Source organism: Flavobacterium xueshanense (assembly GCF_900112975.1).
Lineage (GTDB): Bacteria > Bacteroidota > Bacteroidia > Flavobacteriales > Flavobacteriaceae > Flavobacterium > Flavobacterium xueshanense.
In genome coordinates, this window is record NZ_FONQ01000001.1 from 140,935 (window position 1) to 160,271 (window position 19,337).

Here is a 19,337-nt window from a genome sequence, read left to right on the forward strand (position 1 = left end):
TAAAATACAAACATTGAATCTGGCCTACAAAAAACAAAAAATCTCTAATCAGTAAAAAAAATAAGAAATGACAAAAATTAATACCGATACAGAACAAGAATCTCTTTATTCGAACTTAGATAAAATGAGTACTAATGAACTACTCTCTAATATAAATAATGAAGATAAAAAAGTAGCAGATATAATAGAAAAACAAATTCCCAATATTGAAAAATTGGTTGATATTATTGTGTCTAAAATGAAACTTGGTGGAAGACTATTTTATATCGGCGCGGGTACATCCGGAAGAATCGGCATTCTTGATGCTTCAGAATGTCCGCCTACTTTTGGAGTTCCGGACAATTGGATTATTGGCATCATTGCAGGTGGCGACTCAGCCATCAGAAAAGCAGTAGAAAATGCCGAGGATGACATTGATCAAGCCTGGAGAGATTTATCAGCTTACGACATTTCGAATTTAGATGTAGTTATAGGAATTGCAGCTTCGGGAAACACTCCTTATGTTATTGGCGGATTAAAAAAAGCGAAAGAAAACAATATCGCAACTGGAAGTATTTCCTGTAATAGTGAAAGTCTGATTTCAAAACAAGCTGATTATCCTATAGAATTGATTGTAGGTCCAGAATTCCTTACCGGAAGCACTAGAATGAAAGCTGGAACATCACAAAAATTAGTTTTAAACATGATTTCAACATCTGTTATGATTAAACTAGGGCGTATTTACGGCAACAAAATGATTGACATGCAATTGTCTAATAAAAAACTAGTACAAAGAGGTGTTGAGATGATTGTAGAAGAACTACACATTGACGAGAAATTAGCTTCTGAATTACTAAAAAAACATAAAAGTGTCAGAGCCGTTTTACTGGCTGAAAATAAAAATCTAGAGATTTAATCAACAAACTATTTAAAGTCTATTACAGATTCTTAAAAAACAGTAAACCCATAAAGATACAAAATGACTCCAAGTGCAATCCTAATCCTTATCATCGTTTATTTCGCTACATTATTCTACATTTCACATAGAGTCAGCAAAAATGATGATGGGAATGATGCTTTTTTTACCGCCAATAAAAATTCAAAATGGTATCTAGTTGCTTTTGGAATGATAGGAACCGCTCTTTCCGGTGTAACTTTTATATCTGTTCCGGGAGAAGTAGGCGCCGCGAGTGGCGAACAATTCAAATATTTTCAGTTTGTACTGGGTAATGCTATCGGATTTATAATAATTACAAAGTTATTATTACCACTGTATTATAGAATGAATCTAACCTCTATTTATGGATATATAGAACAGAGAATGGGGCTTTACAGCTACAAAACAGCCGCTACTATTTTCTTGATTAGCAGAACGATAAGCTCTGCATTCAGACTCTATTTAGTGGTAATAGTATTACAGCGTTTTGTATTTGATTATTATAATATTCCGTTTGCGTTAACCGTATTAATCTCCTTAATGCTCATTTTTTCTTACACTTACAGAGGTGGATTGAAAACAATCATTATTACGGATACCTTGCAGACTTTTTTCCTAGTGACATCGGTTTTCCTTACGATCTATTTTATTTGCGACAGCATGAATTTAAGTGCCGTTAGCGCTTTTAACGAAGTTAAAAACAGTAATTATTCACAAATATTTTTCTTTGATGATTTTTTAGGAAGTAAATTTCATTTTGTAAAACAAATATTAGGAGGAATGTTCGTTACTATAGCCATGACTGGGCTGGATCAAGATTTAATGCAAAAAAATCTGAGCTGTAAGAACATTGGTGATGCACAAAAAAACATGTTTACCTTTACGGGAATCTTCGTTATAATCAATATTTTCTTTTTAAGTGTTGGTGCTTTACTATATATTTATGCAGAAAAAAACGGAATTGCAGTCCCTGTTGATTTAATTACAAATAAACCCAGAACTGATTTGCTTTTTCCTGAAATCGCATTGAATCATTTAGCAACAATTCCGGCAATTATATTTTTATTAGGAATTATTGCAGCCACTTTTGCCACTACTGATTCTGCTCTGACGGCTTTAACCACCTCTTTTTGTGTAGATTTTTTGGGAATGAGCAAAGCCGAAAATAGCCATAAACAAAATTCCGTTCGTAAAAGGCATATTGTTCACCTCAGTTTTTCAGCATTAATCTTCTTTGTAATACTCGTTTTTAATTCAATCAATGATAGCTCTGTTGTTGGAATGATATTTAAGGTTGCATCTTACACTTATGGTCCTTTATTAGGATTATATGCTTTTGGTCTGTTTCAAAAATCAAGAAACGTAAATGATAAATTAGTCCCATTTATATGCCTGTTAGCCCCTTTCTTAACGTACATTATAAATGAAAACTCTAAAATATTATTTTCGGGTTATGTGTTTGATAATGAATTAATAGTGCTAAACGGACTTTTAACTTACTTAGGATTATTCCTGACAAGCTCCCAAAGCATTAAAAAAATTAGTTTTTAAATCCCATTAAAAACATATATAATTAAACAATCAATTGCACTAAAAATAATTCGATGAAAAATTACTTTATAAAGATTAGCCTTTACGCCGCATTTATATTTTTGATTACCAATTGTGCTACTTTTAAAAAAAATAATACAATTACCGCTTTAAAAAAAGCTTCCTTTTCAGAAGAGATAGATATTTATATTCCTAAAAATAAATCAGAAAGAAAGACTTTTTTTAAAAATTCTGAAAGGGAAACGATTTGGGCCGACAGCATTTACAATAAGATGTCGCTTCAGGAAAAAATAGGGCAACTATTTATGATTTCGGCATATTCCAATAAAGATTCCGTTCATGAAAATACAACCAAGGCATTAATTGAAAATTATAAAATAGGTGGTGTAATTTTTTTTCAAGGCGGACCAGTTCGTCAGGCTAAATTAACAAATCAATATCAGTCTAAAGCCAAAGTTCCTTTGTTCATTGGCCTTGATGCAGAATGGGGCTTAAGTATGCGATTAGATTCTACATATCGTTATCCTTGGAATATGACTTTGGGAGCAATTCAAAACTTAAATTTAATTGAAAATGTAGGAAAGAATATGGCCAGTGAAAGCAAGCGAATGGGAATTCATTTCAACTTTGCCCCAGTCCTTGACATTAATACCAATCCTAAAAATCCTATTATTGGAAACCGCTCTTTTGGTGAAAACAAACTTAATGTTGGTAACAAAGCTGTCGCTTTAATGAAAGGAGTTCAAAGCCAGGGCGTTTTTAGCACCGGAAAACATTTTCCCGGTCATGGAGATACATCAACCGATTCGCACCTGACATTACCTCTAGTTAATTTCTCAAAAGAACGAATTGATTTGGTTGAATTGTATCCATACAAAAGAATGTTTGATGAAGGATTAGTATCTGTAATGGTTGCACATCTAAACATTCCTAGCTTAGAACCAAAGGAAAACTATCCTTCTTCAGCTTCTTATAATGTGGTAACCAATCTACTTCAAAAGCAATTAGGTTTTGATGGTTTAATTTTTACCGATGGTTTAGCAATGAAAGCGGCAAGCAATTTCAAAGCTCCTGGTGATCTGGAATTAGCTGCACTTCTTGCTGGTAATGATATTTTACTTTGTCCGGAAGATATTCCAATAGCAGTCCAAAAACTTGAAACGGCCTATAATGATGGTGTTATTACGGAGCAACGTTTGTCCTATTCGGTAAAAAAAATATTACATTATAAATTTAAAGCAGGATTAAATAAATACAAGGCAATCGACATAGCAAACTTATACAATGATATCAATCCTTCACACAATGATGCTTTGCACTATCAATTGTATGAAAATGCTATTACCGTTTTAAAAAATGAAAAAGAAATACTTCCTATCAAAAATTTAGATCAAAAAATTGCATACGTAAAACTGGGAGATGATGTCAACAGCGCTTTTTTAACAACATTAAAAAAATATACCGAAGTGACCGAAATATCAAACACCGATATTGCTAGTCTAAACACCGAATTAAAAAAATACAATACTGTTATCATTGGTTTCCATAAATTAAACAAAACTTGGGAAAAACAGAATTTTACGGAAACTGAATTGCTTTGGTTACAAAAAATTGCAAAGCACAACAAAGTAATTTTAGATATTTTCACAAAACCTTACTCCCTATTGCCAATCACTAATTTTGACGACATTGACGGATTAGTAGTTTCTTACCAAAACTCTGATATAAGTCAGGTAGTTTCAGCAGAATTACTATTTGGAGCTATCGAAGCCAAAGGAAAATTGCCCGTATCCATTAATTCATCCTTCCATACAAATGAGGGCTTATCAACCAAAAAATTAAACCGTTTGGGTTTTACAACCCCAGAAAATGAAGGAATGAATCCACTGATTTTATCTAAAATCGATGCTATAGCTCAAAAAGCAATTGATGGTAAAATGACTCCCGGAATGCAGGTGCTTGTCGCTCGAAAAGGAAATGTGATTTTCCAGAAATCCTATGGTTACCATACTTATGATAATACCACGAAAGTTTTAAATTCGGACTTATATGATGTAGCCTCGATTTCAAAAATGATTTCGACGCTGCCTAACGTGATGCAATTATACGATCAAAATAAAGTGAATCTGGATACCAAATTAAAAAAAATGGTTCCTCTTTTTGCAAAAACAAATAAAGAAAACATCAACTTCAAGGATTTACTGACCCACTATGCGGGGCTTCAGGCCTGGATTCCATTTTACAAAGCAACCTTGGACACTGAAAACAAGCCTTTGGAAAAATATTATAACAAAATAGCTGACTCCCAATTTTCCACAAAAGTAGCCGACGGTCTTTTTATTAGAAATGATTATCACGATACCATAATGAAAATCATTGCCAATAGCCCATTGTCCATTAAAAGAGAATACAAATACAGCGATTTCACTTTCATTATCCTGAAAGAATACCTCGAAAGAAAAACTAAAAAGAAATTAGAAGTTTTAAGCCAGAAAAATTTTTACAGCTCACTTGGAATGAATAATACTCTTTACAATCCCTTAAAAAAATTTGATAAAAATGGAATTGCACCGACTGAAGTTGACAGTTATTTTAGACACCAAGTTGTTCAGGGATACGTTCATGATATGGCAGCGGCAATGGAAGGTGGAATAGCCGGTCATGCCGGAATTTTTTCTAACGCTATGGATGTCGCCAAAATGATGCAGCTTTTTTTACAAAAAGGAAATTACGGCAATAGGCAATATTTTTCCGAAAAAACATTCGATGCCTTCAACACTTCCTATTACAGTTCTGAAGGAGTTCATAGAGGTTTAGGTTTTGATAAAAGAATTGGAAAAGAAGGATCTACCTGTACCTGTGTTTCTGAATCCAGTTTTGGTCATACCGGATTCACCGGGAACATAGCCTGGGTCGATCCCGAAACAAAAATCGTCTATGTTTTCCTATCCAATAGAACCTATCCGGAAGTTTCTGGTGAAGGAAATAAATTATCTAAAGAAAAAATTCGTGAAGACATTCAGCAAATAATTCAGGAAGCTATAATCAAATAAAATTGTTGACACCATCTTACTAAACTCAAATAAAGTGTGTTTCAAATGATTAAATTAACCCAATAATCTAAACAAAAAAATGACAAAAGAGCGTTTAATTTCACTAGATGTATTCAGAGGATTTACCATTTTATTAATGACTATTGTCAACAACCCGGGAAGTTGGACTGCTATTTATCCGCCTTTGGCACACGCAGAATGGCACGGCTGTACTCCGACCGATTTAGTTTTTCCATTTTTTATTTTTATAATGGGTAGCGCAATCCCTTTTGCAATGCCAACGAAACAATTTGACTATGCAGTTTTTAATAAAATTATAGTTCGATCCTTACGAATTTTCTGTTTGGGATTATTTTTAAATTATTTTAGTAGAATTGAATTATTGGGCTTAGAGGGGATTTCCTTGTTACTACTCAGGCTAATTATAACCTTTGCAGTCGCTTATGCACTTTTAGGGAACTTTAGTTTAAAAATTAAAACCTATCTCGTTTTTGGAATTTTTGCAATATTACTAATCTTAGCATACAGTCAAATTGAAACATTTCAGGATGTACGAATCCCGGGAGTTTTACAGCGAATAGGAATTGTATATTTTTTTGTCTCTCTTTTATATTTAAAAACAAATCTGAAAATACAACTTTTGGTTGCTGCCGCAATTTTATTGGGTTACTGGATCGTAATGGCTTTTGTTCCCGTTCCGGGATTTGGTGCCGCAAATTTTGAAAAAGGCACCAATTTAGCTGCCTGGTTGGATAATTTAGTCTTAAAAGGTCATTTATGGAGTTATTCCAAAACTTGGGATCCAGAAGGAATTTTGAGTACTTTACCTGCTATTGCAACTGGGATTTTTGGAATGCTCATAGGTCAGGTATTAAACTTAAAAATTCCAAAAATTGAAATTATCAAAAAAACAGCTATAATAGGAATTGCTTTACTGAGTACAGGTTTGCTTTGGAGCATCGTATTTCCTATAAACAAATCACTTTGGACAAGCTCTTATGTATTGTATACTGCTGGTATTGCCACAATATGCTTAACCCTATTATACTGGATAATTGATGTTTTAAATTATAAAAAATGGATTAAACTGTTTTTAATTTGGGGGGTAAATCCCATGATTGTATTTTTCTTTTCTGGCATTATTCCAAGAGTTTTAAGCGCCATTAAGATTAAAAATCCAGAAATAGCAACTGAAAAAATTAATCTTCAGAGTTATATTTATAATCATAATATTGTTCCTCTTTTTAGCAATCCATTGGATGCTTCCTTGACTTACGCATTAGTTTATGCTGTTTTTTGGTCCTTTATACTTTGGATTTTCTATAAAAACAAAATGATTTTTAAAGTGTAATCGCTATTTCGGTCGAAAATAACATACAATGCGAATCAAAGATTAAAATAGAAGCTGCAGATATAACAAAATAGAAAGAAATTTCTTTCATACAATCTGTTTTAAAGTCCGAAAATCAGTACATTTAAGGTGTATTCGAACCACTTTTAAACATGTGATTATTCAAACTAAAGCCTTAAAATTAATCCAAATTTATTCAACAATTTGCGAACAATTTGAAAAAATTTTAAAATATACCTGTCAGCGATTCCGCAATAATTACAAGTAAGATTTAACAGATCAAGAAATTATGACAATTTACTTATTTGCATTACAAGAGGAACAGCAAATTACCCCAGCATCTGTCAATGATTTAACCGTATTCAAAAAAGTATGGTCAACTAAAGAAAATAGATTCTTTTTTGGTAATAAAATCTATCAAAAGAAAGAGCTTTCTCTAATTTTGAAAATGAAAAAAATTCTGTAGTGATGACAACTGTAAAAGCATTAAAAAGAGAGTGTCAAGAAATTAGAAATAGGGTTAAAGTTCCAAACGACTTGTATTTATCACTGATATCAAAAGTTGGACTGCCATGAGGATCCCTTTTTATTGGTTCTTAGATTCAATTAATTTAACACTAACAATTTTATAATAATCTTCAAGAAATTCGTTAGATTTTTCAAGATTACCCGCTACTAGAAAGCTTCAGAGAAATCTGGAGCTTTTTTTGTTTTAAAACCTTTTATAAATTTGTTGTTTAGAATTTGTAAAATCTTTTAGACTTAAGTAATGGAAGAAAACGTAATATTTTTAAAAGCCAAAACAATATCAATAATACGGTTCGGAATTATATGTATGATCTTTACCTCTGTTAAGAATCCTTTTGGCAGAAACTGGCATAAGAAATAGTTACCTTATTTATCTTCATGTTTTTACAACTTCAATTCTTTTTCAATTATTTCTCTTTCAATTATTTTCTGGAACGCTACTTTTACAACTTCAAAAAGAGAAAACTAAAATGGATTGGATTAAGAAACCTATTTACACTTCAATTAACTTTTGAAAAATTAATTTGAAAGACATTAATCTTTAGAAACATTAAGAAAGAAAATGTGTCGACAGATTTAAAATTTATGTAAAGAACAAAAAAAAATATGTATTGAATTGGATAACCTTTTAAACTCAGCTAAAAATTCTTAAATAGTTAACACGTTAAAAAACGTTCTGTTATTTAATGAATTAATGCGAATAAGTAATAAATAAAGTCCTCAATTTACCTAATAAAAAAAACCTATGAAACAAGTCTCACAGGTTTTTTACCAACTACGTTTATTAAAATTAACATAACCAAAAATCAACTAAATTCTATTTTGTTAAAAGTACGTATCTGTTATTTGTTTGAAATTTAATCTTCTGAAACAATGGCTGAATTTCTGTCGGTCGTCACATCCAATAAAACTGTAATTCCCTGCTCATTTAACATCGTCATGTTCAAGGTATCCAAAACAGCTAAATCTTTAGATACAAGACCGTTAAATCTGTTGTAAGAAATGTTCATTTCTTTAAGATGATCTAATTTTTCCAATTGCATTGGAACCTGTCCAATCATTTTATTGTCAAACAAACTAAGGTTTTCCAGAGAGGTCATGTTCTCTACATCGCGACTTAATTCTCCCACAAGTTTATTACTGTTAAGAAGTAATGTTTTTATTGTTTTGATGTCATAAAGCGAATTTGGAATTTCTCCCTCAATTTCGTTATTAAATAATGATAATATTTCTAATTGCTTCAAAGCTCCAATTTGCATTGGTAATTCTCCTGATAGAGAATTCATATACAACTCTAAATCTTTCAAATTACTCATTTCGCAAACTGAAGGTGGAATTGTTCCTGATAATTTATTGAACGAAAGATTCAACACTTTCATTTCTTTTAGTTTTCCGATCGTCGAAGGAATATTTCCTGAAATTTGATTTTTGTGTAAATCCAATTCTTGAAGACTCACCAAGTTCACAATTTCAACGGGAATCTCACCCACTAGATTATTATCAGCTAAACGAACGGAAATTACTTTTTCATCCAATACCTTAACTCCGTACCAAGTAGAAACTGGCGATAATAAATCCCATTTTACAGTCCATTGGTTTCCATTAGTCGATTGGTACAGTTTAATTAACGCATCTTTTTCTGATTGGGACACATTGGCAAACATCGAAATAGAAAATAAAAGGATGAATAATAAAGTGGTTATTTTTTTCATTATTAAGATGTTTTTTCTTTTTGTGTACCTAAAACTACTTTAATTACAGTTGATCTGCAAATAAAACCGATAAACTACATTGTTTTGTTTTTTATATACTGTAAAAACTTACAATTTTACTTTTTTGTCGTTAATTTATAATTCATTAAATTTGATTTAATGACCACAAAACCAAATTTATGGAAATCAATTTCTTAACACTATTTGTTGCGGCTTTATCGACACTTATAATCAGATTTTTTTGGTACCGCCCAAAAGTTTTTGGAACTATTTGGATGAAGGAATCAGGTCTTACCTACAAAACCTGAAAGGAGGAAATGTGCTTATGATATTTGGAACTTCATTACTTTATGCTTTTTTTATAAGCTTTGTTCTGCAATAATTAACCATACATCAAAAGGGCACAATAGGCATGATTGGAGGAGATTCCAGCATTGCCAAACCATCCTACTCTGCATTCATGAATGATTATGGAACCGCATTTAGAACCTTAAAAAATGGAGCTTTACAAGGATTTATGACTGGACTCTTTTTTGCTTTACCAATTATTGCAACAAATGCTTTGTATGAAAGAAGAAGTTTCAAATACACGTTTGTAACGGTTGGATTTTGGATAATGTGCCTTACAATTATGGGTGGAATTATATGTGCCTGGAAATAAACATTCGTTTTGATTTGAAATAAATTTCGGCTATCAATAAGCTAGTCAAAATTTATTTTTATTGAATTTTTTCTATGGCTTTTGCCAAATCAACGTCCTTATCAGTTATACCTCCAGCATCATGTGTGGTCAGGCGAATCGTAACTTTGTTGTACACATTGAATAATTCCGGGTGGTGATTGCTTTTCTCAGCTGTTAATCCTACTTTCACGATAAAACCAAGAGCTTGAGTAAAATCTAAGAATTTAAAGTTTTTCTCTATTCCGTTATTGATAAACTTCCAATCTTTTAGTACTTTCAACTCGGTTTGAATAGATTCCTCTGAATAGGTTTTCATAATTTGTTTTTTTATTTATATAAAGTTAAGTAAATTAGAGACAATCCATAATACTTTAACTTTATTAACTAATTTTGGAAAAATATTTCCAAACAAATTGAATACAGCTTATTCCTTCAAAATTTACAGCTCAACCGCTCAACTTCCTGAAAAATGGGATGATTTAGCTGTTTCAACAATTTTTTTATCTAAGAAATACCTACAAGTTTTAGAAAAATCTTCCCCTGAAAATATGATTTGTAATTTCATCGGAATTTTCGACAATGAGATTTTGGTAGGCATCGCACTTTCGCAATTTTTGGATTTGATTGCATTAGAATCTTTTGGTGAACGCGACAAATGTATTAAAACCGCTGTACGAAATATTATTTTCAGAAACTTTGCTTCCCATGTACTTGTTATTGGCAACAATATGCTGACCGGCCAAAATTCATTTGCCTTGTCCAATGCTGTTGATAATAAGGGAGCAATGCAAGCCTTACATGCAGCTACATCGGAATTAAAAAAAATCTTTAAATCCAAAGGCATAAAGATTCACATTACCACGTACAAAGATTTCGACAAGAAAGAAATAAAAAATTTTGACATTCCTGAATTCCAAAATGATTATCAATTTTCGACGCAACCCAACATGGTTTTCTCAATTAATGAAAAATGGCAATCTGAGCAAGATTACATAGAATCACTTTCAAAAAAATACAGAGATCAATATAAAAGAGCCCGAAAAAAAGCAGCATTGGTTGAGAAAAGAAAATTGCATCTGGAAGACATTATTGCTCTTGAAGATACTATTTACGAGCTGTATTTTCACGTAGCCAAAAATGCCCCTTTCAACACTTTCTTTTTACCGAAGAATCATTTTAGGGTTTTTAAAGAAATCTTTAAAGATAAATTTCTTTTTTATGGCTATTTTATCAACGAAAAACTCATTGGATTTAATACTTTAATAAAAAACGGAGAAGTGATGGACACTTATTTTCTGGGTTACGACGAAAGTATTCAGCGTGAAAAAATGCTGTATCTAAACATGCTGTACGACATGATTGCCTACTCCATCAATAAAAATTTCAAGGAAATTATCTTTGCCAGAACGGCTTTGGAAATTAAAAGTTCAGTTGGTGCTAAACCTGTAAAAATGTTCGGATTGATGGATCATAGTTCCAAGATTGTAAATTTATATCTTCCTAAAATATTCAAATATTTAGAACCTGAAACTGTGTGGCAAGAACGCAATCCGTTTAAATAATTTCAGTTATTGGATTGGGAATTGCAACTTTCATTTGTTTAGGTAAAATTTCGATATTCAGTTTCGTTTCTGTTCCACAATATTCGCCGTCAATTTGAAAACTAACCGGAATATTGGTAATAACAAATGCTTTATCAGTAGAAATAATTTCAACATCATTGTTATCTAAAGGCATATTTCCAGTGATGATTTTACCAAGTACTAATAAATCCATATTTTTCAAAATAACCAATTCAAACTTTCCGTCGTCCATAATTCCATTTGGGTTTATGGAAACTCCGGTGCCGTATTTTTGAGAATTTGCTATAACTATCATTCTAGCCTCACATTCTATCGTTGGAAAATCACCAGTAATTGTTGCAATAAACGGATCGTCTAAATCAATCAAAGTAGACAATGTTTGCAAAGCATATCCCCATTTACCTCGAATGCTTCCGCTTTCGTAGTTCTTTATCATTTCTGCATTTACACCCAAATCACTTAAATGAATGCTTTTTTTCCCGTTGATGGAAATCATATCTATTTCCATAAAATCATTGTGAAAAGCGATTTCTAAGTTTTCTTCAATGGTCGATGGTAAATTCAAATCTACTGCTAAACCGTTAGCAGAACCAGCTGGCAAAATACCAATAATAACATCGTGTGTTTCCATAGCTTCAGCAACCATTTTTATGGTTCCGTCACCACCAGCCACAATAATTCGTTTTGGAATGTAGGTATCATAAAGCACTTTTATGTTTTCACTATCTGAAATCCCTGAAGTATTATAAATTACAAGATTTAAATTTTCTTTGTCTGCAAAAACAGTAGCAGCATCAATAAGTTCTGACTTATCGACAGCGCCAGAGATAGGATTTACAACCAACATGATATTTTTTTTCAAACTTTTTCTTCTTTTATTGATTAAAAACCTATAAATTGACCTTTTATCAAAAGTAATACAATATATGAAACCAATTTTAAAATTATACCGAGGCTACGCGAATGAACAAGAATTAATTGTCATGGGGCATGTTTTCAAACCAACATCGGTAGAAGAATATAATTTTCAAAAAAAGAATCTAAAAAATGCCACTTCTGTTATCAAAATGTTTCAAATAAAAACGCAGGCTAACGCTGATGTTTATTTAAAACACAACAATTCCAAAATTCATACCAAAACACTTGTGGATGGCTATTTTAAATTTTGTGTTCCATTAGACCAAGACAAGAATTACGGCTGGATCGATTATGAAGTGAGTATTGTTTATAAAAACGGAACCATCACTACAAAAGACAGTTACATTCGGCCACACAAAGGAAATCTCGGAATCATATCCGATATTGATGATACTTTTTTAGTTTCTCACACACTGAATCCATTGAAAAAATTATATGTTTTGTTATTTAAAAACGTAAATAAAAGAAAAATATATGATGATGTTGTTACCCATTATCAGGCTTTAAGTACTGCTGGAAGAGAAAAAAAGGAGGAGTTTAATGCTTTTTTCTATGTTTCCAGCAGCGAGTGGAATTTATACCGCTTCATCACAAAATTCACCGAACTTCACGAACTGCCTAAAGCGGTGTTACTTTTGAAGGACATTAAAACGAGTCTCACTGACTTTTTCTTGACCGGCAGCGGAAATCACAATCATAAATTTGATAAAATAAAACACATATTGGAGTTTTACCCCAATCTAGAATATGTGCTTCTTGGCGATGATTCACAACATGATCCTTACTTATACGAAGCCATTTGCAAAATTTTTCCGGTCACCGTAAAAGCCGTATATATCCGACAGACTGGTTCAACGCAAAAAGAAAAAGTAATAAATGTGATGAAAAATTTAGAAACCTTAAACGTTTCAATTTGTTACTTCAAAAATAGCAGTGAAGCAATCGCGCACTCCAAATCGATTGGAATTATTGTATAAAAAAAGAGTTCCAAAATGGAACTCTCTTTTTTATAAATTATCTATTTCTTCCTGAACAACTTCCCATTCTAAGAGCAGTTTATCTAACTCTGATTTTTTCTTGTTGTAAGCAGTGAAAAACTTCGCATCTTCAATGTGCTTATCATAATTAGATGCCAGCATTTTATCATCTTGTTGAATGTCCTTTTCTAATTGTTTGATTTGACTTTCTACTTTACTCAATTTGTTTTGTAAAGCTTTCCCTTTCTTTTGATCTTCATAAGAAGCTTTGTTACTTTCTTTTGGTGCAACTGCTTTTTCAGCATCTTTTTTCTCGACTTCACGCATATTCTCCATATTGCGTTGCTCTAAGAAATAGTTGATATCGCCTAAATATTCTTTTATTTTTTGATCTTTAAATTCATAAACCAAATTTGACATTCCCTGCAAGAAATCCCTATCGTGAGAAACCAACAATAAAGTTCCCCCAAATTTTTGAAGTGCGGCTTTCAAAACATTCTTAGATTTAATATCCAGGTGATTCGTAGGCTCATCCATCAACAAAACATTAATCGGCTGCAACAATAATTTACACAACGCTAAACGGTTTCTTTCGCCTCCAGAAAGGACTTTTACCTTTTTTTCCACATCATCGCCTCGAAACAAGAAAGAACCCAGCATATCACGAACTTTCATTCGGTTTGTGTCCGCTGCGGCATCCTCCATGGTTTGCAATAATGTAATTTCACCATCCAGATATTCCGCCTGATTTTGCGCAAAATAACCCAGCTGTACATTATGACCCAATTTAATATTTCCTTGGTATTCAAATTCGTCAACAATAGCTTTAATAAAAGTTGATTTTCCTTGTCCGTTTTGTCCAACGAAAGCAATCTTACTTCCACGCTCCACTAACAAATTGATATCTTTCAAAATCGTAGTATCACCGTAGCTTTTAGTTACATTCTCAGCTTCAATCACCACTCTACCCGGTTCTTTTGAAACTGGAAAAGAGATATTCATCACTGAGTTATCATCTTCGTCAACTTCGATACGTTCGACTTTATCTAATTTTTTTATCAACGACTGTGCCATCGAAGCTTTGGAAGCTTTGGCACGGAATTTTTCAATTAATTTCTCTGTTTCTTCAATTTTTTTGGCTTGATTTTTTTGCGTTGCCAATTGCTTTTCGCGAATTTCATGACGTAATTCTAAATATTGAGAATATGGCTTATTGAAATCATAGGCTTTACCAAGGGAAATTTCGATAGTTCTATTCGTTACATTATCCAAAAACATTTTATCGTGCGAAACAATCACCACAACTCCCGGATAATTACGAAGAAAACTTTCTAACCAGATGATACTTTCAATATCCAAGTGATTCGTGGGCTCATCTAGCAGCAAAACATCATTGGCCTGCAATAATAATTTGGCTAATTCGATACGCATTCTCCATCCTCCGGAGAAAGTCTCCGTTTGATTATCGAAAACTTCTCTTTTGAAACCTAATCCAAGAAGGATTTTTTCCGTATCACCCACATAATTATAACCTCCCAATAATTCAAAACGGTGTGTAAACTCAGATAAGTCTTCTATTATTTGGCTATATTCGTCACTTTCATAATCCGTACGCGTTACTAAAAGATGATTGATTTCTTCAAGCTTTTTTTCAACAATTTTTATCTCCGTAAAAGCTTCGTAAGCTTCCTCCAGAACTGTTCTTCCTTGTTCAAAATCAATATCCTGACGCAAGAATCCCATTCGAATATCTTTCTCTTGAGAAATAACACCCGAATCAGGGGCAAAATCTCTCGCTAACATTTTAAGCATAGTCGATTTTCCGGCTCCGTTTTTCCCAACCAGGCCCACTCTGTCCCCGGCACCCAATCGAAAAGTAACTTCCTCAAATAAATAAGAACCACCAAACGAAACGGATAAATTGTGTATATTAAGCATGTATTGTGATTTTATTCCTTTACAATTGTGTAAATTTGTGTACCGAATTTTCGGTATCAAAAAAGGAAAATTAAATTTTTTGCAAATGTTAAAAAAAGGATCCAAATTATATAGCATTTTAACAGGAACTTGTCCTAAATGTCAGAATGAGAGTATGTATTTAGACAAAAATCCTCTGCATTTCAATAAAATATTAAAAATGAACGAAAATTGCAGTCATTGTGGTTTACATTATCAAATCGAACCCTCTTTTTTTTATGGTGCCATGTACGTTAGTTACGGATTAAATGTTGCCATAGGAATTGCCGCTTTTATAATCTCGTTTGTATTTTTTGATTCCAATCTTAAAGTGGCTTTTATTGTTATCATAGCATCCTTGATACTATCTTTCCCTTTTGTTTTACGTTTGTCCAGAAACATCTACATCAATATGTTTGTTTCGTACGACCCAAACGCAAAACATAAGTAATATTATTTCTTTTCTTTTGTTTTAAATCGTTTAACATCAATTACTGGGTTTAACGGAGTTTGGTTTTCTATGTGGTCAAATAATGCTTTCGCCATTGACGGCCCGAGCATAACCCCTCTAGTTCCCAAACCATTCAGGATATGTATCGAATTATGATCTTTATGCGTTCCCACTAATGGTCTTCTGTCTTTTACCGTTGGACGAACACCTGCAAAGTGCTCCACAATCTCAAAATCACACGTAATAATTTCTTTAATTCTTTCTATTAATTCCGTTTTTCCTTCTTCAGTAGGCAAGTCCGTTTTATCTTTCCAGTTATAGGTAGCGCCAACTTTGAATAAATCATTACCAAGAGGCAAAATAAAAATACTAGTATTTACAATTACATCTAAATCCAGTTGAGGTGCTTTTATAGTAAAAAGTTCTCCTTTAGTACCGTCCAAAGGCAAATACTTAAAATAAGGATTTGCATGCATACCAAAACCTTCAGCAAAAATGATGTGTTTCGCTTGAATATCTTTATAACGAATACCATCTGACTCGCTTTTAAGCGCGTTATAATCAAATGCTTCTTCTAAAAACAGATTATTTTGAATTAAATATTCTTTATATTTATTTAACAACAAAGCTGTGTCAACATAACCTGTTTGCAAAACTTCACCATAACCATAGGGAGAATCGATGGCTCCATATTTTTTAGAAATCAATTCAGTTGATAAAAATGGAGCAAGTCCAACTTTATCCGAAGCGGCAAACCAATTATTCTGTTCTTCGACTGAAAAAAATTTTCTTAAAATGGGCTTTTTAAAATCTACTTTACATTTAAGTTTCTCTTCCAATAAAGAATAGAAATCATTCATCACTATTAATTGCTCTTGCGCATTCCACACTTCACTAAAACGTTTAAGAATTACCGGATTATACAATCCACCGGCGATTTTCGATGAATTTTGAGAATTATTATCCAAAACAAAAATAGATTTGTCATCGCGCAAAGCAACCTCTGCAAATGAAATACCTGCTAAACCAGAACCAATAATTAAATAATCAATCATCTAAAAATTCATTTAAAACTAAATACAAAGAAAGCATTTTAAAACAAAAAACTCTTACCATTACGGTAAGAGTTGATTAATAAATTTATGAAACAGATTTTAATAATTCCACATATCCGATTCGAAATTTCGAATCTTGTCTTTTACTCTTTCCGATTCCAACAATTGGTTTTGAGCATTATCTTTCATGTATTCATCGATATTTCTATCTCCATATACATTTTCTTCCTTGTAGATAACACTATTGAAACGTCTTGAATTTAAGATTTGATCGAAAGAAACAGGCATCGCTGAATTTTTGTCGTTAAAAGCTTTCGCATCATGCAAAACTTCTCTTGCAGCAGGGAAAAATATCCAAAATAACTCAATATAATCTTTCTCGTCGCTATTCATTGAATACACATCAGGCGTCACAGGACAAATTCCCAACAAACGGTATTTAAGTTCACTCTGACGCTTATCAAAATACCAGTATCCTTTTATTTTATATTGAGAAACATCTTGAGCAGATAAATCTTGTCTTAAAATGTACTCATCAGAGATTTGATTTCCTGCGTTAATTTGCTCTCTTCCTGCATCGGTGGTGTCTATTCGAGTTAATGAACCCTGTATGTCTTGCAACGATTTTTTAGTATTAAAATAACTATCTGTATACACTTCAGTGATTTCGCCATTTTTCATTGCTTTGGTCAATACATCATACAATGACCTTCTACCGGAACCAATATTTGCAGTATCAATTGGAAAATACAACGCAAAATTAATCTTTTCGCTTAAGTCAATAATCTCCCAAGTAGTCTTACCCATTAAGACATCTCTATCATGCACATAACCGTAAGCTAATGGTTTATCATTATCTGAGTCAAGTTGCGCAGCAGTTTTAAGTCCTATTTGATCCGGAGTTTTGGCATTAAGCAAATTAGATTGCGCAAATGACGCAAAACTTCCCGTAATAGAGATAATAGCGATTAAAAAATTTCTTACATTCATCATGTTATCCAAATAAGAATTGAAGTAGGTTTATAAAAATCTACTTATTATTGTATTTCAAAAATTACCGGAGCGGTTCTTGGTAATAAATAACTACCTGCACCTTCAAGTTTTGTTTTAATTTCAGAGATAGTAACCTGATCTCCTCTTCCTGCTTTTGAAAGAACGGCTTTACATTGTGCATTCAATCTGTTTCCTGAAACAACCACAGTAGGCTGACCAGTAACTTTCAAATTAAACCCCACAACATTCAAACCAACTTCAAAATCAAAATCAACTAATTTGGCTCCAATTGTTGCTATTTCTAAATTTGATTTAGGCCCTTTTACCACGCCCATTTCTCCTCTAATAGTTCCAGTAGGACCAGGAATACCTTTGATTCTAAAAACTCTTCTATCTGTAACTGATTTTCCATCAGCCATCTTACCACTTACATTTATTACTACTTCATTTCCTCCTTGCGGACTCATCTTAAACTTTCCTTGACCTCCTGCCTTTGATAAGCCTGGTGCGGAAGCACTGACGTTTGCATCAGGAATGCCTGCAAAAGAAACTGTCATAGGATTTACAACTCCTCTGTAAACGACATTCATTTTATCAGCAGAAATTGTTGCCGATACCGGACGAGAAACAACCACATATTTCCCTTGAAACTTAAGCGGGATATTTTTTCCGTCTTCTAAGAAAGTAAACTGTCCATTGATGTTTTGTTCACCAACACCACCAGCGGTCATAGAAATCACAGCTTGGCCATTTACAATTTTCCCAGGACCAGAGAAAGACGTAGGTTTAGTGTTTTCATCATATCTACCTAAAACTACTTTACCAGTTATTTGCTCTCCTTGAAAATAAGCGCTTTTTTCAAGTACAACAATTGCCTGATAATTACTGTAAGAAGCTGCAGCAACAGCCGCTTTCCCTAACAATGTATTATAAACATCTGTTTCCGCTTTTTTTACATCATTCTGCCAAGCAGATAATTTTGCTAAAGAGGCAACAGCTGGAAAGCCTTTAAAATGATAATCTAAATAATCAACTGCGATACCATCTTTATTTTTAACATCAGCCAAACTAAATTTAGAATCAACTTCAGATAAAATAGGTGATAATTTTTTATTATTACCTAATGCTAATTTCATATCTGATTTATACTTTTCAATCGTAGCTACAACTTCGTTTCCTTTAGCCGAATAACCTGCAGGGCTAAACCATAAATTATCGATATTATCTCCTTTGTCCATTGCCTCGTAAGGTAATTTCCCAGTTTCAGGATCAACTTCTGTCCCTACTAAAACTTCTGACTTTATTTTTGCAATATAATCGTAAAAGTTTTTTGTTATTGTTTCTACTTTATGAGCTGTTGCTGACGCTGTAGTAAATTCTCCACCTGCTTCAGCAGCTTTTGCATCTAAACCAGCTAACATTTGAGCGTTTGACTGCTCAGCTGAAATGTTTGAACCTTCAAATTTTTCATTCATCAATCCAAAAGCCGACAATACTTCTTTGGACATATTTAATGCTAACATCGCGATAAAAACCAAGTACATTAGGTTAATCATCTTCTGCCTAGGGGTTAGTTTTCCTCCTGCCATATTTTCTAATAATTAGTTTATT

Annotated in this window: 15 protein-coding genes; 8 read left to right on the top strand and 7 right to left on the bottom strand. The window is 32.7% G+C overall.

Annotated features, from left to right (window positions below):
- Positions 1-67 precede the first annotated feature (67 nt).
- The 4 genes from murQ to BMZ76_RS00600 all read left to right on the top strand — a co-directional run bounded on the left by murQ (position 68) and on the right by BMZ76_RS00600 (position 6,871).
- Positions 68-895, top strand: coding sequence for an N-acetylmuramic acid 6-phosphate etherase (gene murQ, locus BMZ76_RS00585; protein WP_091202489.1), 828 nt, complete (start codon positions 68-70; stop codon positions 893-895).
- Positions 896-958: 63 nt separating this feature from the next.
- Positions 959-2,467 carry a sodium:solute symporter gene (locus BMZ76_RS00590; RefSeq protein WP_091202494.1) on the top strand — a complete coding sequence of 503 codons (1,509 nt, stop codon included), beginning with the start codon at positions 959-961 and terminating at the stop codon, positions 2,465-2,467.
- Positions 2,468-2,520: 53 nt separating this feature from the next.
- Entirely contained in the window at positions 2,521-5,520 is a 3,000-nt protein-coding gene (locus tag BMZ76_RS00595) for a serine hydrolase domain-containing protein (protein WP_091202496.1), read from the top strand.
- A gap of 79 nt (positions 5,521-5,599) precedes the next feature.
- On the top strand, positions 5,600-6,871 hold the full coding sequence (locus BMZ76_RS00600) for an acyltransferase family protein (protein ID WP_091202500.1): 1,272 nt from the start codon (positions 5,600-5,602) through the stop codon (positions 6,869-6,871).
- 1,385 nt (positions 6,872-8,256) lie between these two features.
- Here BMZ76_RS00600 and BMZ76_RS00605 read toward each other — a convergent pair.
- The gene (locus tag BMZ76_RS00605; RefSeq protein ID WP_091202502.1) at positions 8,257-9,111 is read right to left on the bottom strand and encodes a leucine-rich repeat domain-containing protein; all 855 of its coding nucleotides are present in this window, start codon (positions 9,109-9,111) and stop codon (positions 8,257-8,259) included.
- 412 nt (positions 9,112-9,523) lie between these two features.
- Here BMZ76_RS00605 and BMZ76_RS16335 point away from each other — a divergent pair, with 412 nt between their 5' ends.
- Positions 9,524-9,772: a DUF1761 domain-containing protein gene (locus BMZ76_RS16335; protein ID WP_317615037.1), complete on the top strand. Its 249-nt coding sequence runs from the start codon at positions 9,524-9,526 to the stop codon at positions 9,770-9,772.
- 58 nt (positions 9,773-9,830) lie between these two features.
- Here the strand turns inward: BMZ76_RS16335 and BMZ76_RS00615 are convergent, their stop codons facing one another.
- Positions 9,831-10,109 carry a 4a-hydroxytetrahydrobiopterin dehydratase gene (locus BMZ76_RS00615; protein WP_091202504.1) on the bottom strand — a complete coding sequence of 93 codons (279 nt, stop codon included), beginning with the start codon at positions 10,107-10,109 and terminating at the stop codon, positions 9,831-9,833.
- A 97-nt stretch (positions 10,110-10,206) separates the two neighbouring features.
- Between BMZ76_RS00615 and BMZ76_RS00620 the strand changes: the two genes are divergently transcribed.
- Complete coding sequence (locus BMZ76_RS00620) at positions 10,207-11,355, top strand: 8-amino-7-oxononanoate synthase (protein WP_091202507.1); 1,149 nt, start codon at positions 10,207-10,209, stop codon at positions 11,353-11,355.
- Here the strand turns inward: BMZ76_RS00620 and BMZ76_RS00625 are convergent.
- The gene (locus tag BMZ76_RS00625; RefSeq protein WP_091202510.1) at positions 11,348-12,238 is read right to left on the bottom strand and encodes a diacylglycerol/lipid kinase family protein; all 891 of its coding nucleotides are present in this window, start codon (positions 12,236-12,238) and stop codon (positions 11,348-11,350) included. The genes BMZ76_RS00620 and BMZ76_RS00625 overlap by 8 nt on opposite strands.
- 64 nt (positions 12,239-12,302) lie before the next feature.
- Here BMZ76_RS00625 and BMZ76_RS00630 point away from each other — a divergent pair, with 64 nt between their 5' ends.
- The gene (locus BMZ76_RS00630; RefSeq protein ID WP_091202513.1) at positions 12,303-13,271 is read left to right on the top strand and encodes an App1 family protein; all 969 of its coding nucleotides are present in this window, start codon (positions 12,303-12,305) and stop codon (positions 13,269-13,271) included.
- 30 nt (positions 13,272-13,301) lie between these two features.
- Here BMZ76_RS00630 and BMZ76_RS00635 read toward each other — a convergent pair whose 3' ends face one another.
- Positions 13,302-15,209: an ABC transporter ATP-binding protein gene (locus BMZ76_RS00635; RefSeq protein WP_091202515.1), complete on the bottom strand. Its 1,908-nt coding sequence runs from the start codon at positions 15,207-15,209 to the stop codon at positions 13,302-13,304.
- A gap of 85 nt (positions 15,210-15,294) precedes the next feature.
- Here BMZ76_RS00635 and BMZ76_RS00640 point away from each other — a divergent pair, with 85 nt between their 5' ends.
- Positions 15,295-15,678 carry a DUF983 domain-containing protein gene (locus tag BMZ76_RS00640; RefSeq protein WP_091203076.1) on the top strand — a complete coding sequence of 128 codons (384 nt, stop codon included), beginning with the start codon at positions 15,295-15,297 and terminating at the stop codon, positions 15,676-15,678.
- A 2-nt stretch (positions 15,679-15,680) separates the two neighbouring features.
- On the opposite strand, the gene BMZ76_RS00645 is transcribed toward BMZ76_RS00640, so the two are convergent.
- The 3 genes from BMZ76_RS00645 to porM all read right to left on the bottom strand — a co-directional run bounded on the left by BMZ76_RS00645 (position 15,681) and on the right by porM (position 19,315).
- On the bottom strand, positions 15,681-16,733 hold the full coding sequence (locus BMZ76_RS00645) for an NAD(P)/FAD-dependent oxidoreductase (protein WP_091202518.1): 1,053 nt from the start codon (positions 16,731-16,733) through the stop codon (positions 15,681-15,683).
- Between the two features lie 99 nt (positions 16,734-16,832).
- On the bottom strand, positions 16,833-17,723 hold the full coding sequence (gene porN, locus BMZ76_RS00650; RefSeq protein WP_091203077.1) for a type IX secretion system ring subunit PorN/GldN: 891 nt from the start codon (positions 17,721-17,723) through the stop codon (positions 16,833-16,835).
- A gap of 47 nt (positions 17,724-17,770) precedes the next feature.
- The gene (porM, locus tag BMZ76_RS00655; RefSeq protein WP_091202521.1) at positions 17,771-19,315 is read right to left on the bottom strand and encodes a type IX secretion system motor protein PorM/GldM; all 1,545 of its coding nucleotides are present in this window, start codon (positions 19,313-19,315) and stop codon (positions 17,771-17,773) included.
- Positions 19,316-19,337 lie beyond the last annotated feature (22 nt).

What these genes read in the sequence shown, in the direction of transcription:
- porM (WP_091202521.1), bottom strand. Translation starts at nt 19,315, where the DNA reads ATGGCAGGAGGAAAACTAACCCCTAGGCAGAAGATGATTAACCTAATG.
- BMZ76_RS00635 (WP_091202515.1), bottom strand. Translation starts at nt 15,209, where the DNA reads ATGCTTAATATACACAATTTATCCGTTTCGTTTGGTGGTTCTTATTTA.
- BMZ76_RS00605 (WP_091202502.1), bottom strand. Translation starts at nt 9,111, where the DNA reads ATGAAAAAAATAACCACTTTATTATTCATCCTTTTATTTTCTATTTCG.
- BMZ76_RS00640 (WP_091203076.1), top strand. Translation starts at nt 15,295, where the DNA reads ATGTTAAAAAAAGGATCCAAATTATATAGCATTTTAACAGGAACTTGT.
- BMZ76_RS00615 (WP_091202504.1), bottom strand. Translation starts at nt 10,109, where the DNA reads ATGAAAACCTATTCAGAGGAATCTATTCAAACCGAGTTGAAAGTACTA.
- murQ (WP_091202489.1), top strand. Translation starts at nt 68, where the DNA reads ATGACAAAAATTAATACCGATACAGAACAAGAATCTCTTTATTCGAAC.
- BMZ76_RS00645 (WP_091202518.1), bottom strand. Translation starts at nt 16,733, where the DNA reads ATGATTGATTATTTAATTATTGGTTCTGGTTTAGCAGGTATTTCATTT.
- BMZ76_RS00590 (WP_091202494.1), top strand. Translation starts at nt 959, where the DNA reads ATGACTCCAAGTGCAATCCTAATCCTTATCATCGTTTATTTCGCTACA.
- BMZ76_RS00630 (WP_091202513.1), top strand. Translation starts at nt 12,303, where the DNA reads ATGAAACCAATTTTAAAATTATACCGAGGCTACGCGAATGAACAAGAA.
- BMZ76_RS16335 (WP_317615037.1), top strand. Translation starts at nt 9,524, where the DNA reads ATGATTGGAGGAGATTCCAGCATTGCCAAACCATCCTACTCTGCATTC.
- porN (WP_091203077.1), bottom strand. Translation starts at nt 17,723, where the DNA reads ATGAATGTAAGAAATTTTTTAATCGCTATTATCTCTATTACGGGAAGT.
- BMZ76_RS00595 (WP_091202496.1), top strand. Translation starts at nt 2,521, where the DNA reads ATGAAAAATTACTTTATAAAGATTAGCCTTTACGCCGCATTTATATTT.
- BMZ76_RS00600 (WP_091202500.1), top strand. Translation starts at nt 5,600, where the DNA reads ATGACAAAAGAGCGTTTAATTTCACTAGATGTATTCAGAGGATTTACC.